The 24,188-nt window shown below is 66.6% G+C and carries 24 protein-coding genes; 17 read left to right on the plus strand and 7 right to left on the minus strand.

The window, feature by feature from the left end:
- Positions 1–104 precede the first annotated feature (104 nt).
- The gene (locus HLA91_RS05505) at positions 105–1,346 is read right to left on the minus strand and encodes a S1 family peptidase (protein WP_170273906.1); all 1,242 of its coding nucleotides are present in this window, start codon (positions 1,344–1,346) and stop codon (positions 105–107) included.
- A 271-nt stretch (positions 1,347–1,617) separates the two neighbouring features.
- On the opposite strand from HLA91_RS05505, the gene HLA91_RS05510 reads away from it, so the two are divergent.
- From HLA91_RS05510 to HLA91_RS05535, 6 genes are all read left to right on the plus strand, one after another.
- On the plus strand, positions 1,618–1,782 hold the full coding sequence (locus tag HLA91_RS05510) for a hypothetical protein (protein ID WP_165883195.1): 165 nt from the start codon (positions 1,618–1,620) through the stop codon (positions 1,780–1,782).
- Positions 1,783–1,883: 101 nt separating this feature from the next.
- Positions 1,884–3,188, plus strand: a complete 1,305-nt coding sequence (locus HLA91_RS05515) for a histidine kinase (RefSeq protein ID WP_170273907.1) — start codon at positions 1,884–1,886, stop codon at positions 3,186–3,188.
- Positions 3,175–3,882, plus strand: a complete 708-nt coding sequence (locus tag HLA91_RS05520) for a response regulator (RefSeq protein ID WP_102162726.1) — start codon at positions 3,175–3,177, stop codon at positions 3,880–3,882. The genes HLA91_RS05515 and HLA91_RS05520 overlap by 14 nt, the downstream gene beginning before the upstream one ends.
- Before the next feature lie 138 nt (positions 3,883–4,020).
- Positions 4,021–5,925, plus strand: a complete 1,905-nt coding sequence (gene typA / locus HLA91_RS05525; RefSeq protein WP_170273908.1) for a translational GTPase TypA — start codon at positions 4,021–4,023, stop codon at positions 5,923–5,925.
- Positions 5,926–5,932: 7 nt separating this feature from the next.
- Positions 5,933–7,447, plus strand: a complete 1,515-nt coding sequence (locus HLA91_RS05530) for a PIG-L family deacetylase (protein WP_170273909.1) — start codon at positions 5,933–5,935, stop codon at positions 7,445–7,447.
- Positions 7,448–7,596: 149 nt separating this feature from the next.
- Complete coding sequence (locus HLA91_RS05535; RefSeq protein ID WP_170273910.1) at positions 7,597–9,315, plus strand: VanW family protein; 1,719 nt, start codon at positions 7,597–7,599, stop codon at positions 9,313–9,315.
- Between the two features lie 66 nt (positions 9,316–9,381).
- On the opposite strand, the gene bar is transcribed toward HLA91_RS05535, so the two are convergent.
- Entirely contained in the window at positions 9,382–10,533 is a 1,152-nt protein-coding gene (gene bar / locus HLA91_RS05540) for a barbiturase (protein WP_170273911.1), read from the minus strand.
- A gap of 282 nt (positions 10,534–10,815) precedes the next feature.
- Between bar and HLA91_RS05545 the strand changes: the two genes are divergently transcribed.
- Positions 10,816–12,204 (plus strand): uracil-xanthine permease family protein, encoded by a 1,389-nt coding sequence (locus HLA91_RS05545; protein ID WP_170273912.1) that lies wholly within the window; start codon positions 10,816–10,818, stop codon positions 12,202–12,204.
- A 19-nt stretch (positions 12,205–12,223) separates the two neighbouring features.
- Here the strand turns inward: HLA91_RS05545 and HLA91_RS05550 are convergent, their stop codons facing one another.
- Positions 12,224–13,363, minus strand: coding sequence for a GNAT family N-acetyltransferase (locus tag HLA91_RS05550; protein WP_170273913.1), 1,140 nt, complete (start codon positions 13,361–13,363; stop codon positions 12,224–12,226).
- Positions 13,364–13,463: 100 nt separating this feature from the next.
- Between HLA91_RS05550 and fdxA the strand changes: the two genes are divergently transcribed.
- From fdxA to HLA91_RS05565, 3 genes are all read left to right on the plus strand, one after another.
- A complete protein-coding gene (gene fdxA, locus HLA91_RS05555) occupies positions 13,464–13,790 on the plus strand; it encodes a ferredoxin (protein ID WP_170273914.1) in 327 nt (108 codons plus the stop codon).
- Positions 13,791–13,796: 6 nt separating this feature from the next.
- Positions 13,797–14,930, plus strand: coding sequence for a succinyldiaminopimelate transaminase (gene dapC / locus HLA91_RS05560; protein ID WP_170273915.1), 1,134 nt, complete (start codon positions 13,797–13,799; stop codon positions 14,928–14,930).
- Positions 14,931–15,148: 218 nt separating this feature from the next.
- Positions 15,149–16,435 (plus strand): citrate synthase, encoded by a 1,287-nt coding sequence (locus HLA91_RS05565; RefSeq protein WP_102162717.1) that lies wholly within the window; start codon positions 15,149–15,151, stop codon positions 16,433–16,435.
- A gap of 75 nt (positions 16,436–16,510) precedes the next feature.
- Here HLA91_RS05565 and dapD read toward each other — a convergent pair whose 3' ends face one another.
- Complete coding sequence (dapD, locus tag HLA91_RS05570; RefSeq protein WP_170273916.1) at positions 16,511–17,455, minus strand: 2,3,4,5-tetrahydropyridine-2,6-dicarboxylate N-succinyltransferase; 945 nt, start codon at positions 17,453–17,455, stop codon at positions 16,511–16,513.
- Between the two features lie 81 nt (positions 17,456–17,536).
- Here dapD and HLA91_RS05575 point away from each other — a divergent pair, with 81 nt between their 5' ends.
- The 5 genes from HLA91_RS05575 to HLA91_RS05595 all read left to right on the plus strand — a co-directional run bounded on the left by HLA91_RS05575 (position 17,537) and on the right by HLA91_RS05595 (position 20,621).
- Entirely contained in the window at positions 17,537–18,268 is a 732-nt protein-coding gene (locus tag HLA91_RS05575; protein WP_170273917.1) for an LOG family protein, read from the plus strand.
- A gap of 65 nt (positions 18,269–18,333) precedes the next feature.
- Positions 18,334–18,744: a DivIVA domain-containing protein gene (locus HLA91_RS05580; RefSeq protein ID WP_170273918.1), complete on the plus strand. Its 411-nt coding sequence runs from the start codon at positions 18,334–18,336 to the stop codon at positions 18,742–18,744.
- Positions 18,744–19,988, plus strand: coding sequence for a hypothetical protein (locus HLA91_RS05585; RefSeq protein ID WP_170273919.1), 1,245 nt, complete (start codon positions 18,744–18,746; stop codon positions 19,986–19,988). The genes HLA91_RS05580 and HLA91_RS05585 overlap by 1 nt, the downstream gene beginning before the upstream one ends.
- 110 nt (positions 19,989–20,098) lie before the next feature.
- Entirely contained in the window at positions 20,099–20,269 is a 171-nt protein-coding gene (locus HLA91_RS05590; RefSeq protein ID WP_102162712.1) for a DUF3117 domain-containing protein, read from the plus strand.
- 94 nt (positions 20,270–20,363) lie between these two features.
- Complete coding sequence (locus HLA91_RS05595; protein WP_165883180.1) at positions 20,364–20,621, plus strand: hypothetical protein; 258 nt, start codon at positions 20,364–20,366, stop codon at positions 20,619–20,621.
- 19 nt (positions 20,622–20,640) lie between these two features.
- Here HLA91_RS05595 and HLA91_RS05600 read toward each other — a convergent pair whose 3' ends face one another.
- Positions 20,641–21,186, minus strand: coding sequence for a GNAT family N-acetyltransferase (locus HLA91_RS05600; RefSeq protein ID WP_165883179.1), 546 nt, complete (start codon positions 21,184–21,186; stop codon positions 20,641–20,643).
- Between the two features lie 89 nt (positions 21,187–21,275).
- Positions 21,276–21,914 carry an O-methyltransferase gene (locus HLA91_RS05605; protein WP_170273920.1) on the minus strand — a complete coding sequence of 213 codons (639 nt, stop codon included), beginning with the start codon at positions 21,912–21,914 and terminating at the stop codon, positions 21,276–21,278.
- Between the two features lie 125 nt (positions 21,915–22,039).
- On the opposite strand from HLA91_RS05605, the gene HLA91_RS05610 reads away from it, so the two are divergent.
- A complete protein-coding gene (locus tag HLA91_RS05610) occupies positions 22,040–22,462 on the plus strand; it encodes a twin-arginine translocase TatA/TatE family subunit (RefSeq protein WP_225210650.1) in 423 nt (140 codons plus the stop codon).
- A 67-nt stretch (positions 22,463–22,529) separates the two neighbouring features.
- Here the strand turns inward: HLA91_RS05610 and HLA91_RS05615 are convergent, their stop codons facing one another.
- Positions 22,530–23,657 carry an Mrp/NBP35 family ATP-binding protein gene (locus tag HLA91_RS05615; protein WP_170273921.1) on the minus strand — a complete coding sequence of 376 codons (1,128 nt, stop codon included), beginning with the start codon at positions 23,655–23,657 and terminating at the stop codon, positions 22,530–22,532.
- Between the two features lie 184 nt (positions 23,658–23,841).
- Between HLA91_RS05615 and HLA91_RS05620 the strand changes: the two genes are divergently transcribed.
- Positions 23,842–24,108: a hypothetical protein gene (locus HLA91_RS05620; protein WP_170273922.1), complete on the plus strand. Its 267-nt coding sequence runs from the start codon at positions 23,842–23,844 to the stop codon at positions 24,106–24,108.
- Positions 24,109–24,188 lie beyond the last annotated feature (80 nt).

Here is a 24,188-nt window from a genome sequence, read left to right on the forward strand (position 1 = left end):
CTGGGACGAATCATGCGATTCGTCCCAGCGCCCCGGGTCACCACACCCGTACCTTTGTGAGTAGCTGCCTCCGGTTCAGCCCTGCGGAGGCCCAGGGGGATCGATCAGCGGTGGCCGTAGCGCAGACCGTAGTAGTTCAGCGCATCCTGCACCGGCTGGAAGTAGGAGGAGCCTCCCATGTATCCGCCGTTGAAGCCGCAGCGCTGGTTCGACGGTCCGCCGGAGGTCATTCCGACTGCGTATCCGCCGGCGGTGTAAGCGCCGCCGGAGTCACCGGGAGCGGTGCACACCGAGGAGGTGCCGAGACCGGAGACCTGGGCCACCGAGCGGCCCTGGTTGTCGGAGTAGTTGACCGAGGCGTTGTAGCCGGTGACTTTGCCGCAGGTGACACCCGAGGTTGCGCCGGTGCGGCACATGTCGGTGCCGACCGGAGCCTGCCAGGCCCCGCGATCGGCGTTGGTGATGCCGAAGTCCGAGCCGTAGGTGTTGACGCTCGTGCTCACCGAGTTGCCGGCGTTGACGTAGATCGCTCCGATGTCGCGGTCGGGCTTGCCGTCGTAGGACTTGAAGGCGGTGGCTGCGAAGGTGCCGAAGGTGCTGCCGCCGACGGAGAAGTTCTGCTGACCTTCGACGCAGTGACCGGCCCAGATCATGACCTTGGTGCCGGCGGTGGTCGAGGCCGGGAAACCAGCCGAGCAGTAGCTGCCGGGCACGGAGACCTTGTCGCCGCCGCGGGCGGTGGTGTGCAGGATATTGCGCTCGCCTTCGACGACGGTGACGGCGTCACCGTACTCGGCGGCCTTGTCGAGCACAGCGGACTTCGCATCGGCGTCGGAGACGGTAATGACGACGCGGTCGTCGATGATCTCCGGGGCGATCGAGGCGATGGCCGAACGGTCTCCATCGACCGAGTTGAGGGCATCAACGATCTCGTTGAGCTTGCTCTCGCCGTGCTGCGGGTCGCGGACCTCCAGACCCTTCGCCTCAGCGGCCTTGGCCTCTGTCGAACCGGCGGCTGCCTGGACAACGAGCCCATTGTCCTCATTGAAGAATGCGCCGTCGAAGTCGTTGCCCTTCTGCGAGAGCTCGTAGAGTTCGTTGTTCTGCTCGGCCTGGGCCTCGACGTACTCGCGCTGTTCGCTGAGAGTGCGGCCTGAGGACTCGGCCATGATCTTCAGCTCTTTGTCGCTGAAGACCGGGTTGACCTTCTGCGCCTCCGGGCTTTCCTGGATGGCGGTGTCTGCCGTCTTGAGCGGTGCCGGGCCGGCTGCCGCGGGCAGTGCAGTTCCCACGCCGGTGAAGGCGAGTGCTCCAATCAGCACAGCGTGGACCAAGTGTCGTTTCACTGTTCTCTCCTCTGAGATGACCAATTTGGTGCGTCTAACCTTTGCAACACCCAAGGTGCCGCGCTATTGGACCTTGGTGCCGTGAGCTAAGCCGAAAGGGGTAGCTATGCGCGGGTCGGAATGCCTTTTGGGTTCAGCTGAGAGGGAGCGTATGTTGCAGCTTTGCTCAGAATCCGCCGTTTCCACACAGGGCGCGGTCATCATGTTCGGTCTATGAGATACGACGAAAGTCGTATTGGCTCAGGTCACGCGAACGGGCATGATAGGGGTCATGAAGAAATCACTCGGCCTGACGCTCGCGGCAGCTGTCATGCTGTCGTTCGGCACTGTTGCTCCTGCTGCGGCTGTGCAGGCAAAGCCCTCACCTGATTACCCGAATATCTGCCTGGTGTGGAAAGTCAAGATGCTCTGCTCGAACGTGAAGCCGAACGGTTAACGCCGAAGAGTCTTCTTCGTCGTGCGCCTGCTAGTCACACGGCCGGTGCGCGGCTTTCCGAGTGTCCGAAGATGGCCGTAGCGAAGTAGTACCATCAACGAATGGCTGACGTACGGGAGAACCTGCCCTTGATTCGTCGCTTGAGTTCGCGCACCCAACTCGGGCAATTCGGTGTCCCTGTTCTGCTGGCGCTCCTGCTCGTGGGGCTGGGGATCATGGATGCGACCCAGGTTGAGGCCGCTGAGTTCCCGTTCATCCCGCTTTCCCTGCTTGGCATCGGCATGCTGACGATCCCATTTTCACCGTGGATCATGGTGGCCACTGTGGGTTTTGCAGGTGCCTACCTCATCGTCACGGACACAACGTTCCTGGGAATCGCCAGCCTGCTTCTGCCGGTCGTCGTTGCCTATTTCGTCGCTCGCGGTCTCGTCAAACACGCATTCGCGCTCGGCATCGTGTTCCTTGTGGCCGTCATGGCCCCAGGAGTCCGCAGTTACGACGCCTCAGTTTTTGTGTCCTCGTTGGTGTTCTGGACCATCATTCTCGTTTTGGCTCTCGGTGCTGGTGGATTTATTCGGTTCCTGCTTCGGCGCGAGGAAGCAGCCGTCGAACAGAACCAGAAGGCGCTTGATGAGCTCAGCGACCAGCTTTCGCGTGACCTCCATGACTCGGTCGGGGGAGTGCTGACGCGCGTTTCTCTGCTAGCCCAGCAGGCGCGCGCGAGTGGTGGGGACAAGGCGGCTGAGAATCTCGATCTCATCGTCGCCGAAACCCATGCCGCCAGCAGTGAAGTCCGTCTGCTGCTTCGGCGTCTCCGAGACGTCGACGACATGATCCGCGGCGACGGCGCAGCCGAGCCTGGGTCTGACGTCCCGCGTCCGGCCAAGAAGCCTTCGGCAGCTGCACGCGCCAGCGATCCTGTCATCGCGCATGGCCCCATGACGGTTCGCCAGCTGTTGCGGTCCTACTCCGACCGGCTGCGGGTCTACGGCTTCGCTGTCGAGAGCGCTGTCGAACCGCAGGCGTCCGAAGCCCTGGAGCAGTACGTGCGGCTGCTCGGCCGACTGCTGGACGAGAGCATCCTGAATACGATCAAGTACGCCTCGCCGGATGAGCCGGTGCACGCGGTCTTCACGCGGTCGGAAACGCACGTCAAAGTCGTGCTCAGCAACACCGAATCTCCCGAGGGCAATCCGAACCCTGCCGACAGCTCGGGTCTGGGCTTGGCAAATTTGGCCCGCGATATTGAGGCTGCAGGGGGTATCCTGACTACTGGCCGGTTGACACCGCCGGTCGTCGAAGGCGCTGAGGCCACGGAATCGCAGTGGCAGCTCTGCGTCGAACTCCCCGCAGCACCAGCCGGGCAGCCCACGCCCCACACGGAGGTACCGAGTGACAATCGTTGAGCCCTACGACCGCATCAGGGTCATCGTCACCGATGACGATGCTTTCACTCGAGACGCCATCGCCGAACTGCTCGGCAACGACGCCGCCATCAGCGTTGACTCCACATTCTCTGACGGAGCAGAGATGCTCGCCGCCGTCGAACCGCTCGGCCGCGAAGCTGTCAAGAACATCGATGTCATCCTCTGCGACATCTCGATGCCCGAGGTCGGCGGCATCGAGGCGACCCGCCGCCTGCGTGCCGCCGGCGTACGCGTGCCGATCATCCTGCTGACGTCCTTCGACAGCGAAGAGAACCTCATCCAGGCGCTTGCCGCAGGTGCCAACGGCTACCTCATCAAGACTGCCGATGTCGTGCAGATCCGCTCGGCGATCGACGCCGTGCTCAGCGGCACCGCCGTCATCTCCCCGGACGCCGCAGGCTTCGGCGCCACCATCACCCACGAGCCGGCAGCCTCTGCCAACCCGGCAGAGGAGATGGCCCAGCTCGGCCTGACCGACCGTGAGGAGGGCGTGCTCTACCTGCTCTGCCAGGGACTGTCGAACCACGAGATCGCACGCAAACTCGACATCCGCGAAGGCACCGTGAAGGTTCACGTCACCTCGATCATGCGCAAGTTCAACGTCCGGTCCCGGCTCGAACTCGTCGTCGAGGCTTTCAACTCGGGAATCGTCTCACCCGAAGGGGTGCACTGAGCTTCTTCGAGTGCAGGGCACGGGCTTGCGGGCCCCTATAATGGTGTGTTGGGTCAGAGCCCGTGAAAGGTGCGCGGAGACTTCGCCCGCCTGTGCTCCCACCGGGGCGCGGGCCGCACACAATTCTTGAGGATGTTGATGACAGAACACACCGCACGCCGCCTCGATCGCCGCAATATCGCGATCGTCGCCCACGTTGACCACGGCAAGACGACCCTGGTCGATGCGATGCTCAAACAGACCGGAGCGTTCGGCGACCACGGTGAAGTGCAGGACCGCGTCATGGACTCCGGTGACCTGGAGCGCGAGAAGGGCATCACGATCCTGGCGAAGAACACCGCCGTGCGCTATTCAGGACCGTCGGCCACCGACGGCCCGCTGACCATCAACGTCATCGACACCCCCGGCCACGCCGACTTCGGCGGTGAGGTCGAACGCGGCCTGTCCATGGTCGACGGTGTCGTGCTGCTAGTCGACGCCTCGGAAGGACCGCTGCCGCAGACCCGGTTCGTGCTGCGCAAGGCGCTGGCGGCGAACCTGCCCGTCATCATCGTCATCAACAAGACCGACCGCGCCGATGCCCGCATCGCCGAAGTCGTCGACGAAGCCCAGGACCTGCTGCTGGGCCTGGCCAGCGACCTGGCAGAAGAACAGCCTGACCTCGACGTCGACGCCGTGCTCGACGTGCCCGTCGTCTACGCAGCCGCCAAGGTCGCCCGCGCCTCCCTGCGCCGGCCCGCCGACGGCGATGTGCCGGACAACGACGATCTCGAACCGCTGTTCGCCACCATCCTGGAGCACATCCCGGCACCCGCCTATAACGACGACGGAGTGCTGCAGGCACACGTCACCAACCTCGACGCCTCGCCGTTCCTCGGCCGCCTGGCACTGCTGCGCATCTACGGCGGCACCCTGAAGAAGGGTCAGCAGGTCGCCTGGGCCCGCGGCAGCGGCGACATCGGCCAGGCCAAGATCACCGAGCTGCTCGAGACCAAGGGTCTCCAGCGCGTCCCGGCCGAGGAGGCCTCAGCGGGTGACATCGTCGCCATTGCCGGCATTCCCGACATCATGATCGGCGACACCATCACCGATCTGGAGGATCCGCGCCCGATGCCGGCGATCGAGATCGACGAACCGGCGATCTCGATGACCGTCGGCATCAACACTTCGCCGCTGGCTGGCCGCGAGAAGGGCACCAAAGTCACCGCCCGTATGGTCAAGGACCGACTCGACTCCGAACTCGTCGGCAACGTCTCCCTGCGCGTGCTGCCCACCGAGCGCCCCGACACCTGGGAAGTCCAGGGCCGAGGCGAACTCGCCTTGGCCGTTCTGGTCGAGCAGATGCGCCGCGAGGGCTTCGAGCTCACCGTCGGCAAGCCGCAGGTCGTGACTCAGGAGATCGACGGCGTCCTGCACGAACCGGTCGAGCAGATGACGATCGACGCGCCCGAGGAGCACCTGGGGGCGATCACCCAGCTCATGGCCTCCCGCAAGGGCCAGATGGAATCGATCAGCAACCACGGCACCGGCTGGGTGCGCATGGAATTCCGGGTCCCGGCCCGCGGCCTCATCGGCTTCCGCACCCGGTTCCTCACCGAGACCCGCGGCACCGGCATCGCCAACTCGCTGTCAGCCGGCCTCATGCCGTGGGCGGGGGAGATCACCTTCCGCACCACCGGCTCGCTGGTCGCCGACCGGGCCGGTTCGGTGACCCCGTACGCAATGCTCAACCTGCAGGATCGCGGCAGCTTCTTCGTCGAGCCGACCTCCGAGGTCTACGAAGGCCAGGTCGTCGGTGAGAACTCCCGCAATGAGGACATGGACGTCAACGTCACCAAGGAGAAGAAGCTGACGAACATGCGCTCAGCTTCGGCGGACACCTTTGAGAACCTCACCCCGCCGCGGGCACTGACCCTGGAGGAGAGCCTCGAGTTCGCCAACGACGACGAGTGCGTCGAAGTCACGCCAACCCACGTGCGCATCCGCAAGGTCGTGCTCGACCAGAAGGAGCGTCACAAGATCACCAGCCGCAAGAAGAACTGATCACTGCATGAGTGCCACCCAGACCCTTCCCGCAGCACAGGCGCGCGTCCTCTTCGTCCACGCCCACCCCGATGACGAGTCGATCATGACCGGTGGGACGATGGCCGCACTTGCCGCCTCCGGCGCCCACGTCGCCCTCGTCACCGCCACCCGCGGTGAGGGCGGTGAGGTGATCGGCGAGCTGCGGGAACGGCTGGAGGGCAACCGGGCCGAACTAGCATCTCACCGGGAGCAGGAGCTCGCCCGCGCACTCGAGATCCTCGGGGTCAGCGACCATGCCTTCCTGGGCGACGGTGAGCGCGGGGGAGCAGATGAGCGTCTGCCTTCCCGCCGGTTCGAGGACTCCGGGATGGCCTGGGGTCCTGACGGTCACGCTGTGGCACCGGATGACATGGTGCCCGAGGCGCTGTGCGCCGCCCCGGTGAGCGAAGCCGCCGGATACCTCGTCAACGTCATCCGCCGGGTGCGTCCGCAGCTCGTCATCACCTACTCCAGTGGTGGCGGCTACGGCCACCCCGACCATGTGCGGATGCACGAGGCGACGGTCGCCGCCTGCCAGCGGCTGGAGGGCACCGCTGACGAGGCGGCTGCACTGCTGTTCTTCGACACCCCTGCCGACGCGGCCGCCGACGCCTTCGACCCGCAGGCTCCCGGCTTCGAGCTCACCGGCTTCGCCCCGGCCGAATCGATCCCGACGATCGCCGCCGAGGCGCCGATCGCCGTCGCCCAGGACGTCGACGCCTTCATCGGCGCCAAGAGCCTGGCGATGGCAGCCCACCGCACCCAGATCACCGTGGCCGGGCAGTTCTTCGCACTGTCCAACGGGATCGGCCAGAAGGTCATGGATATCGAGTGCTACACCGACGCCGCCTACCCGGGCCCCGGACCGGCACCGTATGCACCGGTCGACAATGTCCTCGATGCCGTCATCGTGCCTGTTGAGACTCACGCCTACCCGACCCCGGCCGGCACCGGCACTGACGATGCGCACGCAGCCGCCGCCTCGGGCGCGGGTGGAGCAGCCGGTGCGGCGAGCACCGCCGGAACCGGAGCGGCGAGAGCTGCCGGAGCCAGACCGGCGAGAGCTGCCGGAGCCGGAGCGGCGAGAGCTGACACTGAGTCTCCGGGGCGTCCGAAGACCAGCGCGGCAGCGATCATCCACGCGATCCTCGTCGGGCTGCTCATCGGCGTGCTCGGCTCCTTCCAGCACCTCAACGCGACCGCCTGGGAGCTCGGCGGCCAGCAGATCATCGCCCCGTGGGGCTTGGCGCTTGCGCTTGCGCTGAGCACAGCGGGCATGTGGCACATCGCCGCACTGTACCGGTCGACATCGCTCATGGTGCTGTGCGCGGCGATCATCTGCATGGTGTCGTTCCTCTTCACACAGCAGGGCCTGCTGCCCGGCGCCGACCTCATCGTCGCAGCCTATCTGCGCTCGATCGTCTGGCTCGTCGCACCGATGGGCATCGCCGCTGTGCTCGCGTTCACGCTGCCCTCGCTCAAGGCTCCCAAGCGGTCGTGACACCGGCGGCCCGGCCGGCAGCCGAGCCCGAACTGTAGCAGGATTGTCACCCGGCAGTCGCAGGTGAGCGCAGTGCCACTGGCTATAGTTGGGAACGAACTCCCACCCGCTCCGGGCTGCTGCCCGGCCGACATTCGCGAAGTGACTTCATGGCCTCTGACTCCACTTCGGCGCGCGGCCGCCGTACGACGACCATCGTCATCGTCGCCGCCGTCCTCGCCCTCGCCGCCGCCTATGTGGCAACGGCGTTCTTCGCCTCCAACGGCATGCCGCGTCACGCGCAGGTCGCCGGGATCGATATCGGCGGGCTGTCCAAGGCCGAGGCGAAGCAGACCCTCGAGGAGCAGCTCGCCCCGCGTGCCGAGGAGCCGATCGAGATCACCGCAGAGGACAATTCCGCGAAGATCGACCCGGCAGACGCCGGGATCGCCCTCGACACCCAGGCGACTGTCGATCGCGGCGCCGGCTTCACCCTCAATCCGGTGCGCATCTACGAGCGCCTGTTCGACGCCAACGTCATCGACCCGGTCATCACTGTCGACGAGTCGAAGAAGTCCGTCATCGAGGAGGTCGGTGCGGAAATGTCGACCGAACCGGTCGATGCGACGCTCGCCTACGGCGAAGACGGCAAGCCGAAGGTCACCGACAGCAGCGACGGCACCATCGTGACCGCCGATGCGATGCGGGAGACGATCGATGCGTCCTGGCTGCGCGAAGACCCGCCACTGGCGGTGACTGCGCAGAAGAAGGAAGCCGACATCACCACCGCCGAGGCGGAGAAGGCCCGGACCGATATCGCCGAACCGGCCATCAGCAACGACATCACGGTCACCGCCGACCCCGGCGACCATGAGGATGTCCAGGGCGGGACGCTCACCGTCTCACCGGAGACCGTGTCGCAGACCCTGGCGTTCGAGCCCAAGGACAGCGACCTGACACCGGTCTTCGACGCCAAACGGCTCAAGCGGCTCGCGCTGGCCGAGAGCCCGCAAGTCGGCCAGGAGATGAAGAACGCCAGCTACGAGATCGTCGACGGCAAACCGAAGGTCGTGCCGAGTGAGAAGGGCATCTCCGTTGACGAGAAGGAATTCGCCGACGCTGTGCTGCCGGCGCTGACCTCCGATGACCGCACCGCCGAGGTGACGCTCACCGAGACCGATCCGGAGTTCTCGACTGAGGACGCCGAGAAGGCCGATATCGACACCGTCATCGCGAAGTTCGCCACCCCGTACAACTCCGAACCCAACCGCGACACCAACCTGCGGGTGGCCTCGAAGAAGGTCTCGGGCAGCGTACTGCTGCCCGGTGAGCAGTTCAGCCTCAACGAAACCCTGGGCAAGCGCACAGCCGCCAACGGCTACAAGCCTGCCGGCGTCATCTCCGAAGGACAGATGAAGACCGACTTCGGCGGCGGTGTCTCCCAGGTGTCGACAACCCTGTTCAATGCCGCATTCTTCGCCGGTCTCGATCTCGATGAGCACCGTGCGCACTCCCGGTACATCTCCCGCTACCCGGAGGGTCGGGAGACGACCCTGGACTGGACGTCGATCGACTTGAAGTTCACGAACAACACCGACAAACCGATGGTGCTTGACATGTACCTCAAGGGCGGCGAGGTCCACGCCCGCGTCTTCGGCGTCAAGACCGTCGACGTCGAAGCGGATGCCTCCAGCCGGTTCGCGTTCACTTCGCCGAGCACTGTGACCGAATCGGGCCCCTCCTGCTCACCGCAGTCACCGCGGGAAGGCTGGTCGATCACGATCTACCGCACGATCAAGGACCACTCGACCGGCAAGGTCGTGAAGAAGGACGACTTCACCACCGTCTACCGTCCGGTCAACCGTGTGCAGTGCAAGACGGACAGCTGAACGACCCTGAGCACAGCCGTGCCCGGCACCGGAATCACGGTGCCGGGCACAGGCATGGTGAGCAGGTCAGCCGGTGAATGTGTACCCGCTGGGTTCCTCACCCAGGTCGATGATCGCAGCGACCGGCCCGCCGCCGTCAGGACCCTGATGGGCGGCTGATACCGAGACGAACACGGCCGGATCACCAGTCACCGCGGAGGTGACGCCGCCGACGGCGGCCTTGATCTGCCGGTGCCAGTGGACATCGGAGTCGTCGAGCATCGCATTGCGGCGGCCGAGCACCGAGCCGTCCTGGCTGGCCTCGCACTTGAGGAACACATTGACGAGACGGCCGCCGAGGTCGTCGCGGTGCGGCCGATCCGGCAGGTCGAGGCCGGCATCGGTGATCGCATCCCAGATTCCGTCGGCATCGAGAGCATGATCCATCACCCCGTGGCCGATCCGGAACCGGCCGCCGATGCCGGGCGCATTGCCGACGACGACCACCTGCGCGCGGTCGAGCTCCACACCGGAGGAGCACGAGGCGACGGCGGAGTACTTCCTGCGGTCGCGCATGACATCGTCATCGGTGATGTCGGTGGCCTCGCCGAGCGCCTGGGCGATGCCGAGGGCGGTGGTGCCGTTGGAGACGTCCATCGACGTCAGCGTGTCCTCGGTGAAGACGTCGTGACCGCGGGAGCGGGCATCGCGGATCGTGTCGATTGTCAGCAGCGGGGTCTTCGTCTGCACATAGTGGACATCGGATGTGTCGGTGATGCCGGCGCGCTCCATCGCCGCGGTGACGGCATCGGCGACCTTGTCGATCATGCCGGTGCGGCCGATCTCCTCCGGCAGGATCGGCTCGCTCATCGCGAAGCCGACCGACAGCCGCTTGTCATCGACACCGGCGGCAGCGCCGTGGCTCGGGGTGTCGGTCGCGTCGGTGGTGGCGAAGATCGTGGCATGGGGGCTGATGACGCCATCGGTGCCGCCGGACCAGACGATCGGGATCTCCTTGACCTGCTCGGGCGGAGCGCCCTTCTCGATGAGCGCCTCACGGAAGGCGCGGTCGGCGATGATGCGGGTGTAGTCGTTGACCCCGCCATTGCCCTCGGTCTTGCCGATGATCGCGATGACGCGCGAGGCGTCGAGGACACCGGCGTCGATGAGCTTCGTCATCTCCGAGGCGTCGGAGACGCTGTGCAGGGGGACTTTCCGGACTTCGATCGGCTGTGGCATAAGGCTGCTCCCAACAGAGTGTCGTTCCCACCCGGCGGGTGATGCCGAGAGGCTGTCATCGACTGCGCACCGGCGCGCGGCGCCGTCACCGCAGTCCCTGAGTGCCACTCACTGTACTGAGCGAACTGTGGGGCAGAACACGTCAGATTGCGCCAAGCGGAACCGCACCCATTCGGCAGAAAGTGCTGTGTCAGCCCTGTGTCACATGCGCCTAGCGTGATGTGACACACGACACGCCACGACGGCAGGCGGACTCGTCAGCCGCCGCGCCCAAGGAGAGCTATGCCCGCTGCTGAGCCAGAGATCACCCCGCGCTACCAGATCAACGAGATGCCGCCGCTGGGCGAGGCGGTGCTGCTGGGCATCCAGCATGTGCTCGTCATGATGGCGAGCAATGTCACCATTCCCGTCATCCTCGCCACTGCGATCGGCGCCACCACCGGTGAGACCGCCTTCCTCGTCCAGGTCGCGTTGCTCGTCGCCGGGCTCACCACGCTGCTACAGACGATCGGCATCGGGCCGATCGGCTCTCGGCTGCCGATCGTACAGGGCACGAGCTTCGGCTTCCTCGTCGTCGCCATCCCGCTGGCGCAGAGCTACGGGATCGCCGCCGTGTTCGGTGGTGCGATCTTCGCCGGTGTCGTGCAGGTGATCCTCGGGATGAGCCTGCGCTGGCTTAAGGCCCTGTTCCCGCCGCTCGTCAGCGGCATCGTCGTCCTCGTCATCGGCATCGGCCTGCTGCCGACCGGCATGGCGCTCTACGCCGGCGGCAGCGGCTCACCGACATTCGGTTCGTGGACAGACCTCGGCCTGGCTAGCCTGGTGCTCGTCGTGATGCTGCTGTTCTACCGCTTCGGCCGGGGCATCATCGGGGCGGCCTCAGTGCTCCTCGCCCTCATCGTCGGCTACCTGGCAGCGATCCCGGCCGGTCGGGTCGACTTCAGCGATGTCGCCGAGGCCGCATGGTTCGCCTTCCCCGCACCGCTGAAGTTCGGTCTGGACTTCCCCGCCGCTGCCCTCATCGGCATGGGTGCGATGGCGATCGCCACCTCCGTGGAGACGATCGGGGACCTGTCGGCGATCACCAAGAGCGGTGCTGGACGAGACGTGACCGACAAGGAGCTCTCCGGCGGCGTGATGGCCGACGGCGTAGCGACCGCGTTCGCCTCACTGTTCTCCGCCCTGCCCAACACCTCGTTCGGCCAGAACGTCGGGCTCGTCGCCTTCACCGGCGTCATGAGCCGGCACGTCGTCTCGATCGGCGCCGGGTTCCTCATCCTGCTCGGACTGCTGCCGAAGTTCGCCGCCGTCATCGCCGTCATGCCCTCGGCTGTCATCGGAGGAGCGGCGGTCGTGATGTTCGGAATGCTCATCGGTGCTGGCATCAAACTGCTGGCCGAGACTGCCCTCGACCGCCACGACATGCTCGTCATCGCCGTGTCGATCGGCGTCGGGCAGGGCTTCGCTGCCGTACCTGATTCGGTGGCGCTGTTCCCCAACACCATCGCCGTGCTGCTGACCTCCGGCATCGTGCCGGCGGCCGCGCTGGCCGTCATCATGAACCTCACGCGCCCCAAGCCGGCCCGCGGCGGTCACCTCGACATCGATGTGCCGATGAGCGAGAAGTCCGATCCGCTCGGCGACGACGGCACACACGCGCCGCCGCGCTGAGCCTGCAGACGGCCGGTGCTCATTCGGCCTGGAGGGCGAACCAGTGCCGGTGATGCTCCCGGGCGCCGAGACCGCGCATGAGCGTGATCGCTGCTTCATTGGAAGCCGGCACATCGGCCAGCAGCGAGCGGATGCCCTGCTGGCCGGCTGCCGCGGCCGCGGCCTGCACGAGTGCGCGTCCGACTCCGCGGCGGCGCGCGCTGGGGTGGACGATGAGATGGGAGATCACCGCCCAGCGGTGGGTGAGCGCGACGCGGATCGTGCCGATGAGCTGCGGCCGGCTGGCCTGCGGCTGCCCGCCGGGCTGGGCGGAACCAGCCGTCCCGGACTGGGCGGTGCCGGGCAGCGGACCGGTGATCGCTGAGAGGATGAACATCTGCTCAGCTGAGGTCATGAGCGCGGCGAAGGCCGAATGGCTCTCGCTGCCCTCCGGGTGCCCCCAGGCCTCATATTGCAGTCCGTGCGGGGCATCCGAGCGCACGATCGACAGCCCAGCCGGGGCCGCGGCGGCGGGATCGGCGAGCCCAGCGGCCGCCTCGGCGGTGGCGGCGGTGAGCGCCAGCTGCGGTTCGGAGGGCACGAAGCCGGCATCGCGGAACAGCCCGGCGGCCTCCCGGCAGGCGGCGGCGAGCTCTGAGGAGTCGGCATCGGAGTAGATCTGCACAGCAGCAGGCAGCCCGTGCTGGCCGTACCACTGGGAGACCATCTCGAGCGCCTCAGCCGTCTCGACACCGGGCGGGTCGAGGGGCAGGGCGGAGTTCGCCGCCTCCTTCCCAGCCCCGCCGGCAGCCCGCAGCAGCCAGCCGGACTGGACGAACGCCTCGGGCCCGGCCGCGTCATCGCCGGTGGCTTGCGCGGCATCGCGGTGCAGATTGTCCCGGTTCAGCCACGTCACCTCCGGCGGCAGCCACGCATGGGCGGCGACCCGGCGGACATCGGCCGCCGAGACCACCTCGTGCAGCCTCCCAGCCCGCTGCGGGGCCGGGGGCACCTCATGGGCGAGGATGATGTCCTCCCGAGGCACGCGGACCGGGCCGCGCTTCGTCTCGACCGTCACGGAGTTCCCGTCGACGGCGCTGACCTGGCCGAGCGCATCGGTGGCGCTGGAGCCCTCGCGGAACCGCAGGACGACGCGCATGCCGGGACGGGGTTCGAACATGTGTGACCTTTTCGACGGTGGTGTGCCAACGCTCCCAGCCTATAAGGGAGTAGTCTGGTGAGAGGACTTTTCGCATGGAAGCTGACTGAGGAGACTGACAGTGACGTATGTCATCGCACAACCGTGCGTCGATCTCAAGGATAAGGCGTGCATCGACGAATGCCCCGTCGACTGCATCTACGAAGGCGAACGGTCGCTCTACATCCACCCCGACGAATGCGTCGACTGCGGCGCCTGCGAACCCGTCTGTCCGGTCGAGGCGATCTACTACGAGGACGACGTCCCCGAGGAATGGGCCGACTACTACACCGCCAATGTCGAGTTCTTCGACGAGATCGGCTCACCCGGCGGTGCCGCCAAGCTCGGCAACACCGGTCTCGACCACCCGATCATCAAGGCGCTGCCGCCGCAGAACCACGACGAGTGAGAACCCATGTACGGACTCCAGCTGCCCGACTACCCATGGGACACCCTGACTCCGTACCGACAGCGCGCTGCCGCACATCCTGATGGCGTCTGCGACCTGTCGATCGGCACGCCGGTCGACCCTACCCCCGAGGTGATCCGCCAGGCGCTGCGCGAGGCCGCCGACGCCCACGGGTACCCGACGACCGCCGGAACCGACGCGCTGCGCGAGGCGATCGCCTGGTGGTCTGCCCAGTGGCGCGGCGTGACCGTTGATCCCGCCTCAGAGGTGCTGCCGACGGTCGGGTCGAAGGAGCTCGTCGCCTGGCTGCCGACGCTGCTCGGGTTGTCGGCTCAGGGGGCGTCCGGTCTAGAGCAGCCTGTGTCTGTCGCCTGCCCGGCGCAGGCCTACCCGACCTATGAGATGGGTGCCCGGCTGGCCGGCGTCGACTGCGTCCGTCTCGATGCCGCTGACATCCTCGCCGGTGCCTCTTTGGAGGGGATTGGGCTGTTGTGGCTCAACTCGCCGGGCAACCCGACCGGCGAGGTCCTCGACACCGACACCCTTGCCGCCGTCGTCACCCGCGCCCGCGAGGCCGGGGTCATCGTCGCCAGCGACGAATGCTACGCCCTGCTCAACTGGGCCGCCGACACCGCGGCGCCCTCGATCCTCGACCCGGCCGTCACCGGAGGAGAGCACACCGGGCTGCTGGCGGTGTACTCGATGTCGAAGCAGTCGAACCTCGCCGGCTACCGAGCGGCATTCGTCACCGGCGATGCGACGCTCATCGGCAACCTCACCAACGCCCGCAAGCATGCCGGGATGATCATGCCTGCCCCCATCCAGGCGGCGATGATCGCGGGCCTGCGCGACACTGCCCACGTGCAGGAGCAGAAGGCCCGCTACGCCGCCCGGCGCGCGGAGCTGCTGCCGGCAGCCGAGGCGTTCGGGCTGCGCATCGACCATTCGACAGCAGGGCTCTACCTGTGGGCCAGCCGCGACGAGGACTGCTGGGAGACCATCGCAGCGCTCGCTGACCTGGGCATCATCGCCGGGCCTGGCGCCTTCTACGGCGCTGCCGCCGGCCAGCACGTGCGCCTGGCGCTGACAGCGCCCGATGAGCGGATCGCGGCAGCCGCCGCACGCCTGCGGGAGGCCTGAGATCGAGGTGGCCACCGCCTCGGGAAAGGCCGAACACACCCGCCTGCCGCACGGTGGCGCGGGGCAGGGTACCAAGCCCAGGTGACAGGCCACCCCGATTTACCCTTGGCCTACCAAAGCCGGTAGTCTCTGATGTGACTGTGAAACAACACTCAGGTCGCTGTGAGCACTCCACGCTCGAATCCCCGGCCGGAGATCAGACATTTCGAGGAGTACATATGGCAGAGGATGCAGTACTGCACATCGACGGCCAGGAGGTCTCCCTCCCTGAGGTGACTGCCACCGAAGGCACGGAAGCTGTGCGGATCGGCTCATTGCTCAAAGACACCGGGAAGGTCACCTACGATCCCGGTTTCGCCAACACGGCCAACACCTCCTCGGCCATCACCTTCATCGATGGCGACGAGGGCATCCTGCGCTATCGCGGCTACCCGATCGAAGAGCTGACCGAGAAGTCGAACTTCATCGAGGTCTGCTACCTGCTCATCTACGGCGAGCTGCCCACCCAGGAGCAGTACGACGAATTCGACGCCCGTCTGCGTCGCCACACCCTCGTGCACGAGGACCTGCGCCGCTTCTTCACCGCCTTCCCCTACGACGCCCACCCGATGCCGATGGTGTCCTCGGCGATCTCGGCGCTGTCGACCTTCTACCAGGACAACCTCTCCGTCTTCGACAACGAGCAGATCGACCTGTCCTCGATCCGGATGCTCGCCAAGATGCCGACGATCGCAGCGATGGCCCACCGCAAGTCCGAGGGCCTGCCGGTGATCCACCCGGACAACTCGCTCAACCTCGTCGAGAACTTCCTGCGCGTGAACTTCGGCTACCCGTCCGAGCCGTACGAGCTCGACCCGCTGGCGGTCAAGGCGATGGACCAGCTGTTCATCCTGCACGCCGACCACGAGCAGAACTGCTCGACCTCGACGGTGCGCCTGGTCGGCTCGGCACAGGCGAACATCTTCCAGTCGATCTCAGCAGGCGTCAACGCCCTGGCAGGCCCCCTGCACGGCGGAGCGAACTCGGCAGTTCTGGAGATGCTCGAAGAGATCCTCGCCTCCGACGACGGCGCGAAGTCCTACATGGAGCGGGTGAAGAACAAGGAGCAGGGCGTCCGCCTCATGGGCTTCGGCCACCGCGTGTACAAGAACTACGATCCGCGTGCGGCGATCATCAAGAAGACCGCCCACGAGATCCTCGAGCGCACCGGCGGCAACGACGAGATGCTCGAACTCGCCCTCAAGCTCGAAGAGATCGCGCTGGCCGACGACTACTTCGTTGAGCGCAGCCTGTACCCGAACGTCGACTTCTACACCGGCCTTATCTACAAGGCCCTCGGCTTCCCGACCGAGATGTTCACCGTGCTCTTCGCCGTCGGCCGCCTGCCGGGCTGGATCGCGCAGTGGCGTGAGATGATCAACGACCCGGAGACCCGCATCGGCCGCCCGCGCCAGATCTACACCGGCGAGCCGAAGCGCAGCTACACCGACATCAGCAAGCGCTGACACACGGTGCGTTGACAGCAGACACGCGAAAGGGGACAGACCAGCTGGTCTGTCCCCTTTGCTGTGCCTGGCAGATCAGTGCAGGTCGGGGTTGAGTTCGATGCCCTGCGCGGTGCGGGAGCGGGCCTCGACGGCACCGGTCTCGGAATTGCGGCGCAGCAGCACATTGTCGCTGCCCGACAGCTCAGCGGCCTTGACGACCTTGCCGTCCTCTTCAGGCATGACGACGCGGGTGCCGGCAGTGACGTAGAGGCCAGCCTCGACGATGCAGTTGTCGCCGAGTGAGATGCCGACGCCGGCATTGGCGCCGAGCAGCGTGCCCTCACCGATCTCGATGCGATGTGCGCCGCCGCCGGAGAGGGTGCCCATGATCGAGGCTCCGCCGCCGATGTCGGTTCCATTGCCGATGACGACGCCCTGGGAGATGCGCCCTTCGACCATTGCCTGACCGAGGGTGCCGGCGTTGAAGTTGACGAAGCCCTCGTGCATGACGACGGTGCCAGGCGACAGGTAGGCGCCCATCCGCACTCGGTCGGCATCAGCGATGCGCACACCCTCGGGGACGACGAAATCGGTCATGCGCGGGAACTTGTCGACGCCGTAGACCGAGAGCTGGCCGCGGGCCTTGAGCTTGGCGCGGGTGATCTCGAAGTCCTCGACCGCGCATGGGCCTTCAGAGGTCCACACGACGTTATTCAGCTGGCCGAACAGGCCGTCGAGGTTGAGGTCGTTGGGCTTGACGAGGCGGTGGGACAGGGCGTGCAGGCGCAGGTAACCATCGGCGGCACCGTCGGGTGCGGCATCGAGGTCGATGGTGACCGAGACGAGCTCACCGCGGGTGCCGCGGGCCTCATCGGCGACCGCGAGCGGGGCGAGGACGTCATCGTCGACGGCGTCGGCGGCGAGCTTGGCTGCCGAGGCCTCATCACCGGTCAGGACGGGGGCGGGGTACCATACGCACAGGATCGTGTCGCCGTGGTAGGTGGCGACACCCTTGGCTGAGACAAAACGTTGAGTCATGGCACCAGCCTATCGGTCAGTGTGCTGGGGAGACACTAGGCTGGACGTGATCTGTGCCCGTCGAACGCCAGGAGTCTGCCGATGTTCACCTCAGGAATCTACAACCGCGGGCCGCTGCGGCTGCGCCGCTCCCAGGTACCGGAGAAGACCGCCGACGAACAGCTGCTCGAAAGCCCAGACGAGGCCGCCTGGCAGCACGAGGATCCGTGGCGGGTGCTGCGTATCCAGTCGGAGTTCGTTGAGGGGTTCGGCGCGATGGCCGGACTCGGGCCGTGCTTCTCGGTCTTCGGTTCGGCGCGCACCGCTGAGACCTCACCGGACTACGCGACTGCCCGGGACCTCGGCCGCCTGATCGCCGAGGCCGGGTACGGCGTCATGACCGGGGGAGGGCCGGGCATCATGGAGGCGGCCAACCGCGGGGCGCATGACGCCGGGGGACTGTCGGTGGGTCTGGGCATCGAGCTGCCCTTCGAACAGGGCATGAACGACTATGTGGACCTGGGTGTGAACTTCCGGTACTTCTTCGTGCGCAAGACGATGTTCCTCAAATACTCGCAGGGCTACGTCGTGCTGCCCGGCGGATTCGGCACCTTCGATGAGCTCTTCGAAGCGCTGACGCTGGCGCAGACGCACAAAGTGCGCAAGTTCCCGATCGTGCTCATGGGCACCGGCTATTGGGGCGGGCTCGTCGACTGGCTGAAGTCCAAGCCGGTCGAATACGGCACCATCAGCCTCGACGACCCCGACCGGCTCAGCCTCACCGACGACCCGGCCGAGGCCGTCTCGATCCTCACCTCCGTCTCCGAGGCCTGACCGAGCGTTCCAGCATGCCCGTCACGGTGCGCCGGTGGCCGACAGGGCTGTGAGACGATACCGCTATGTCGATCTACATCATCCTCGGTGTGTGCGCTGTCGTGTTCTTCGCTGTCGTCGCCATCTTCGGCGCCACCGGCGGCTTCAACAGCGCCATGGGAGGCGATCAGGCTCAGGAGCCCCCGCGCGGACTGGGCGAGGAATGGTCGGCAGACGACATCAGCACCGTGCGCTTCCAGCTCGCCGCCCGCGGCTACCGCACCGACTCAGTCGACCTGGTGCTCGAGCAGATGACCCAGCGGCTGCGCGAACAGGAGGCCGAGATCACCCGCCTGCACGCCGAACGCGACCGCCCGCACCCAGGCCACCACCGCCTCGGCGACGGCTACCCGGAGACCCTGGGCAACCCCCAGCCCGGTGACAGCGAGCGGGGCATCGACGCACCGCACGGCACGCTGGGCGACCCGCAGCCCTGATGGCACCGCCCACACCCGCCCCAGCATCCTCAGCCGGGCTGATCGCTGTGCAGCCGGCCACCCCGCGGATCGTCAGGCGGGCAGCGGACTGGCTGCTGGGCCTGCCGGTCTGGGCGCAGGCGCTTGTCGTCTTCCTCGTCTCGCGGATCATCGCGTTCGCGTTCCTCTCCCACGTGCTCGCTGAGCAGGGCAGCTCGCCGTGGACGAGCGGGGAGGCCACGACGCTGCGGGACTTCCTCAACTTCTGGGACGCCGGCTGGTACGAGCGCATCGCGACCGAAGGCTACCCCGAGGTGCTCCCGCGCGCAGAGACCGGAGATGTCAGCCAGAACGCGTGGGCGTTCTACCCGCTGCACCCCTGGATCGCCCGCGACGTCTCCGTGCTCACCGGGCTGGACTACCAGTTCGTCTCACCGCTGCTGTCGAACCTGTTCGCCGCCGGGGCTGCGATCGTCATCCTTGCGCTGTTCCGCCGCCACACCACCGCCGGGCGGGCGCTCATGGGCCTGGCGGTCGTGTTCGTCTTCCCCGCCTCCCCGATCCTGAGCACCGGATACGCCGAGGCGCTCAACCTGCTGCTGCTCGCCTACACGCTCACGCTCGTTATCGACCGCGCCTACCTGTGGGCGATCCCGGTCGTCGTGGCGATGGACCTCTCCCGGCCGATCGGCGTGGCGTTCTCGTTCTTCATGCTCATCCACCTCATCAGCCGCTTCGCCCGCCGCGGCAGCGACCCCTACCCGGCAGGGGAGGCGATCCGCAGCTGGACGCTCGGAGTGCTGTCCTGCGTTGCTGCGCTAATCCACCCCATCCACGCCTGGCTGCGCACCGGTGAGCCGCTGGCCTATCTTGAGACTGAGCACGCGTGGAGCGGTGGGCACTCCCGGTTCGTCATCCAGTGGTTCGACATGTCGCGCTGGCTGGCAGGCGACATCATCGGACCTGTGCTGCTCGTGGCGCTCATCATCGGGTTCGCAGCTCTCATGGCCTCGGCTGCCGGCCGGCAGCTCGGCCGCGACCTGCAGCACTTCACTGTCGCCTATGCGGTGTACCTGTTCATCTTCTTCAATCCGCAGACCTCGACGTTCCGACTGCTGCTGCCGCTGTTCCCGCTCGCCCTGGCGATGGCGTATTCCCGTTCGTGGGCGTACCGCGGACTGCTGCTCGTCGTGCTCATCGTCACCCAGTACCTGTGGATCAGTCAGCTGTGGCATTTCACCCCGCCATCGGACTGGCCGCCGTGATCAGTATGCAAGACAGACGGATGCGCGCTTGACGCGCCCGTTACGTGATCCAGCTCAAATGGTGGATAATCAGAGATGCTGGAAATTTTCAACCGGAAGGACAGAGGTTCATGGCAGCACAGAAACCGCGCACTGGTGACGGCCCTCTTGAAGTGACCAAAGAAGGTCGCGGCATGGTTCTGCGTCTACCTGTCGAGGGCGGCGGGCGGCTGGTCATCGAGATCAGCCCGGAGGAAGCTGCGAACCTGTACGACACCCTCGCCGAGGCGCTGGGCAAGTAACGCAGTGCCGGTTCCGGTCCGCTGACCGGGAACCGGAGAGCACCACCCTCATCTGGGCGCCGGAGGCGCATACGCGCAACCGGCGCCCATACTCATGGAGGAACGCAGCGTCGAGCGGATCCTCCGGTTTGCCGCCGAAGCGGTCACCGAGATGGGTGCTCGCATTGCAGGGGAGGGGATTCAGGCCGGCACTCCTGACACCAGCTTCGGGCCGAAGTTCGTGCGCAAGCTCACGGCGCTGGCCGACGGTTCGGTCGCTGACCTCCGCACAGAGCTGATCGCCTGCGCCGATAAGCTGCGCGAGCTGCAGCGGCTCGAAAATGGGCGCGATGCGCAGCCAGGTGAGGATTAGGCCCTGCCGGCTGGGAAGATCAGCTCGCTGACACGCCGCTCGGAGTCACGCGCATGACATCGGTGAACCCATGCCGCCGGTACCAGTCGAGCGGCCAGTCGTCTTCGTCTGCGCCGATGGCGGCGACCGTGCAGCCGGCATCGTGCAGATGATGGAGCATCTCGATAAGCATCGCGGTTCCGTAACCTCTGCCGCGCCATGTCGGAAACACGTCAACCTCCTGCAGCCGTGCCCAGCTCTGCCACGGGGCAGGCAGGCGGAAGAAGCCTATCGCCCCAATCCTCTCGGCGTCGATGCAGGCGAAGAACAGCGTCATCTCCAGGCGCCCCGCACGGTCACGTAACTCTGTCACCATCGCTCGGGCGCGCTGCTCAGTAACACCGAAGGATGACTCGACCGCGATCCGCTCACCGGTGTAGTGATGCCAGTCGTCGTCGCTGGTGAGCGGCTGCAGAAAGACGGATGCTCCGGCCGATTTCGAAGCCGGCAGCTGTCGCATCAGGAGAACTTTCGCGTGTCCGATCTCCTCAGCGTCGCCGATCGGTGCCGCACCGGGCCAGATCATCCGCTCAGTGGCGAAAGCCAGCGCGGAGGTCTCGTCAGCGCCCCCATCGCCGCCTGCCCGTGGTTCGAAGCACATGCCCCGCCCGAGCTTCACTGTCCCAGGCGCCGGAGCACGAGCAGGCCGGCATCGATGGGGATCATGAGCCGTTCGATGTCGGTGCGGGCTTCGATGTCGGAGAGCACGGTGCGCATCACCTGGGTGCGCGGGGCACGGTTGGCCGGCTTGGCCACCGCATCGCCGAGCAGCGCCTGGTTGATGATGAGCAGTCCGTCGGCGCTGAGCCGTTCAATCGCCAGCGGCACGAGCCGCGGATACGTCAGCGGCTCGGAGTCGAGGAACACAAGATCATAGCCACCGGGTGCCAACCGGGCGAGCACGTCCTCACCGCGGCCGTGGATCATGCGCACGCAGTGCGGGCGGATCCGTGCGGCACCGAGCAGCTCGCGGGCCACAGCCTGTTTGTCGGCGTCGACGTCGATGCTCGTGAGCACTCCGCCTGCGGGCATGCCGCGCATGATCGCCAGCGTGCCGGTTCCGGTGCCGGTGCCGACCTCCAGGGCGCTCGCCGGCTTCGCCAGCTGGGTGAGCAGGCGCAGCAGGCCTGCAGTGTTGACCGACAGCGGGGTGACGGCATAGTCAGAGGCGATGGTGCGGGCAGCGTCGAGGACGGCGTCGGCAGGGTTGTAGCGTTCGGCGTATTGCGCGTTGATCGCCCAGTCGCGGCTCATACGTTCCTTCCTGCTGACAGCGGATCGCGGACCGGCAGAAGTCGTGGAAAGCGCCGGCGATCCGTGCCCTCAGTGTAGCCCGGAGCAGCCGTGAGACCCCTGAGCGCACTGCTAGAATGAGGGCCATGTTCGGGATCAACGGCACGGAGATGCTCATCATCGTCATCGTTGCCCTCCTTGTCATCGGCCCGCAGCGGCTGCCCGAATACGCCGAGCAGCTCAAGGAGTTCGTCAAGCTGCTCAAGCGCCGCGCTGACGAAGCCAAGGGCAGCCTGCGTCGCGACTTCGCCGAGGACCTGCCCGATGTCGACTGGAAGACCCTCGACCCGCGTCAGTACGACCCGCGCCGGATCGTGCGCGAGGCGCTGCAGGAGGAGTCCCAGGCACAGGCGTCTTCCGGTTCGCGGAAATCCACAGGCAGTACGGCTGCCGGTTCCAGCTCAGACGAGGCAGCAGCCGCGCAGCTGAGTCCCGTCCAGCGCTACCGCGCCCAGGTCGCTCTGCGCGACGCCGAGGCGGCACCGCCCTTCGACCCGGAAGCCACCTGAGCCAGACCCAGGTTGGGGTCAGTCCGACAGGGGTCGATCAGGCGATGTCTGATGCGGGAGGGGTCGATCAGGCAGGGGAGAGGCCGAGTGATCGGCCGGCGAGTCCGCGCGAGCGCGTCGCCAGCTGCTGAGCCACCGCCCGCAGAGCCGTTGAAGCTGGTGAGTCCGGGGCTGCCAGCACAGCAGGAGTGCCCGCATCCCCGCCGGTGCGCACGGGCGGATCGAGCGGGATCTGGCCGAGCAGCGGCACCTGACCACCGGTGATCTCCGACAGGTTCTTCGCCACTGACTCTCCGCCGCCGGAGCCGAAGACGTCCATCCGGGTGCCGTCGGGCATCTCCATCCACGACATGTTCTCAATGACACCGGTGACCTGCTGCTGGGTTTGCGTTGAGACCGACCCGGCACGCTCAGCAACCTGTGCGGCTGCCTGCTGCGGGGTGGTGACGACGAGCAGCTCAGAGCGCGGCAGCAGCTGGGCGACTGAGATCGCGATGTCGCCGGTGCCCGGCGGCAGATCGAGCAGCAGCACATCGAGATCGCCCCAGAACACGTCGGTGAGGAACTGCTGGAGAGCCCGGTGCAGCATCGGTCCCCGCCACACGACGGCCTGACCGGGCTGGACGAACATGCCGATCGAGATGACCTTCACCCCGTGGGCGACCTGCGGCAGGATCATCTCATCGACCTTCGTCGGCTTGCCGGAAAGGCCGAGCATGCCCGGGATCGAGAATCCGTAGATGTCGGCGTCGACGACGCCGACGCGCAGCCCTTCGGCAGCGAGCGCCACGGCGAGGTTGGCGGTGATCGAGGACTTCCCGACCCCGCCCTTGCCGGAGGCGACCGCGTAGATGCGGGTGAGTGAGTTCGACTTGTTGAACGGGATCTCGCGGTTGGCACCGGGCCCCTGCAGCTTCTCTCGCATCGCCTGCCGCTGCTCAGGGGTCATCGTGCCCAGTGTCACCGTCACGCCGGTGACGCCGTCGACCTTCGCAACCGCCGCCTCGGTGTCGCGTGTGATGGTGTCCTTGAGCGGGCAGCCGGCGATGGTCAGCAGCACGGTGACGGCGACATGCCCGTCATCGGCAACGGCGATGTCGTCGACCATGTCGAGTTCGACGATGCTGCGGCGGATCTCGGGATCGAGCACAGTGGCAAGGGCGGCGCGGACAGCATCGATGGTGGGGGCGGTCATATGCGCTCTGAGTGTCCTTCCAGCAGGCCGGAGATCGCGGGCGATTCCAGCGTACTCCATTCGCTGCCGCCTGCAGCTGTGCGATATCTGACTCGTCTCTGTGACCGGTTCATCACCCGGCGTGGACGTAGCAGACTCGATCCCGCTGCCGTGATCCAGTCCCCATCTGAACGGAGTCCCTCCCGTGCCCGCTGAGCTCCGCATCGGCGCCACCCGGATCGTCGAGACCGCCACCGGCGGTCTCACCCTGGACATCAGCGACAGCTCAGCTGACTTCTCGGCGTTCGGCTACGACTTCCTCGACGAGACCGGGATGGTCACCGGCTCGATGGAGGTCTACGGGGAGGACTCGGTGCAGGCGCTCCGGTCGCCATCACCGCCGCAGGTGACTGTCTGCAGCGCTTCGTGCCCTCTGCCTCATTCCTCGGGCTGGGAGTCCACGGTCTGCTGACAACCGACCTCAGCGCTGTCGACGAGTGGCGGGCACAGGTCGTCCTATCAGCCGGCGAGCTCGATCTGCCCGCAGTCTGA

It is taken from the genome of Brevibacterium luteolum (genome assembly GCF_013004595.1).
In the GTDB taxonomy this organism is placed as follows: Bacteria; Actinomycetota; Actinomycetes; order Actinomycetales; family Brevibacteriaceae; genus Brevibacterium; species Brevibacterium luteolum.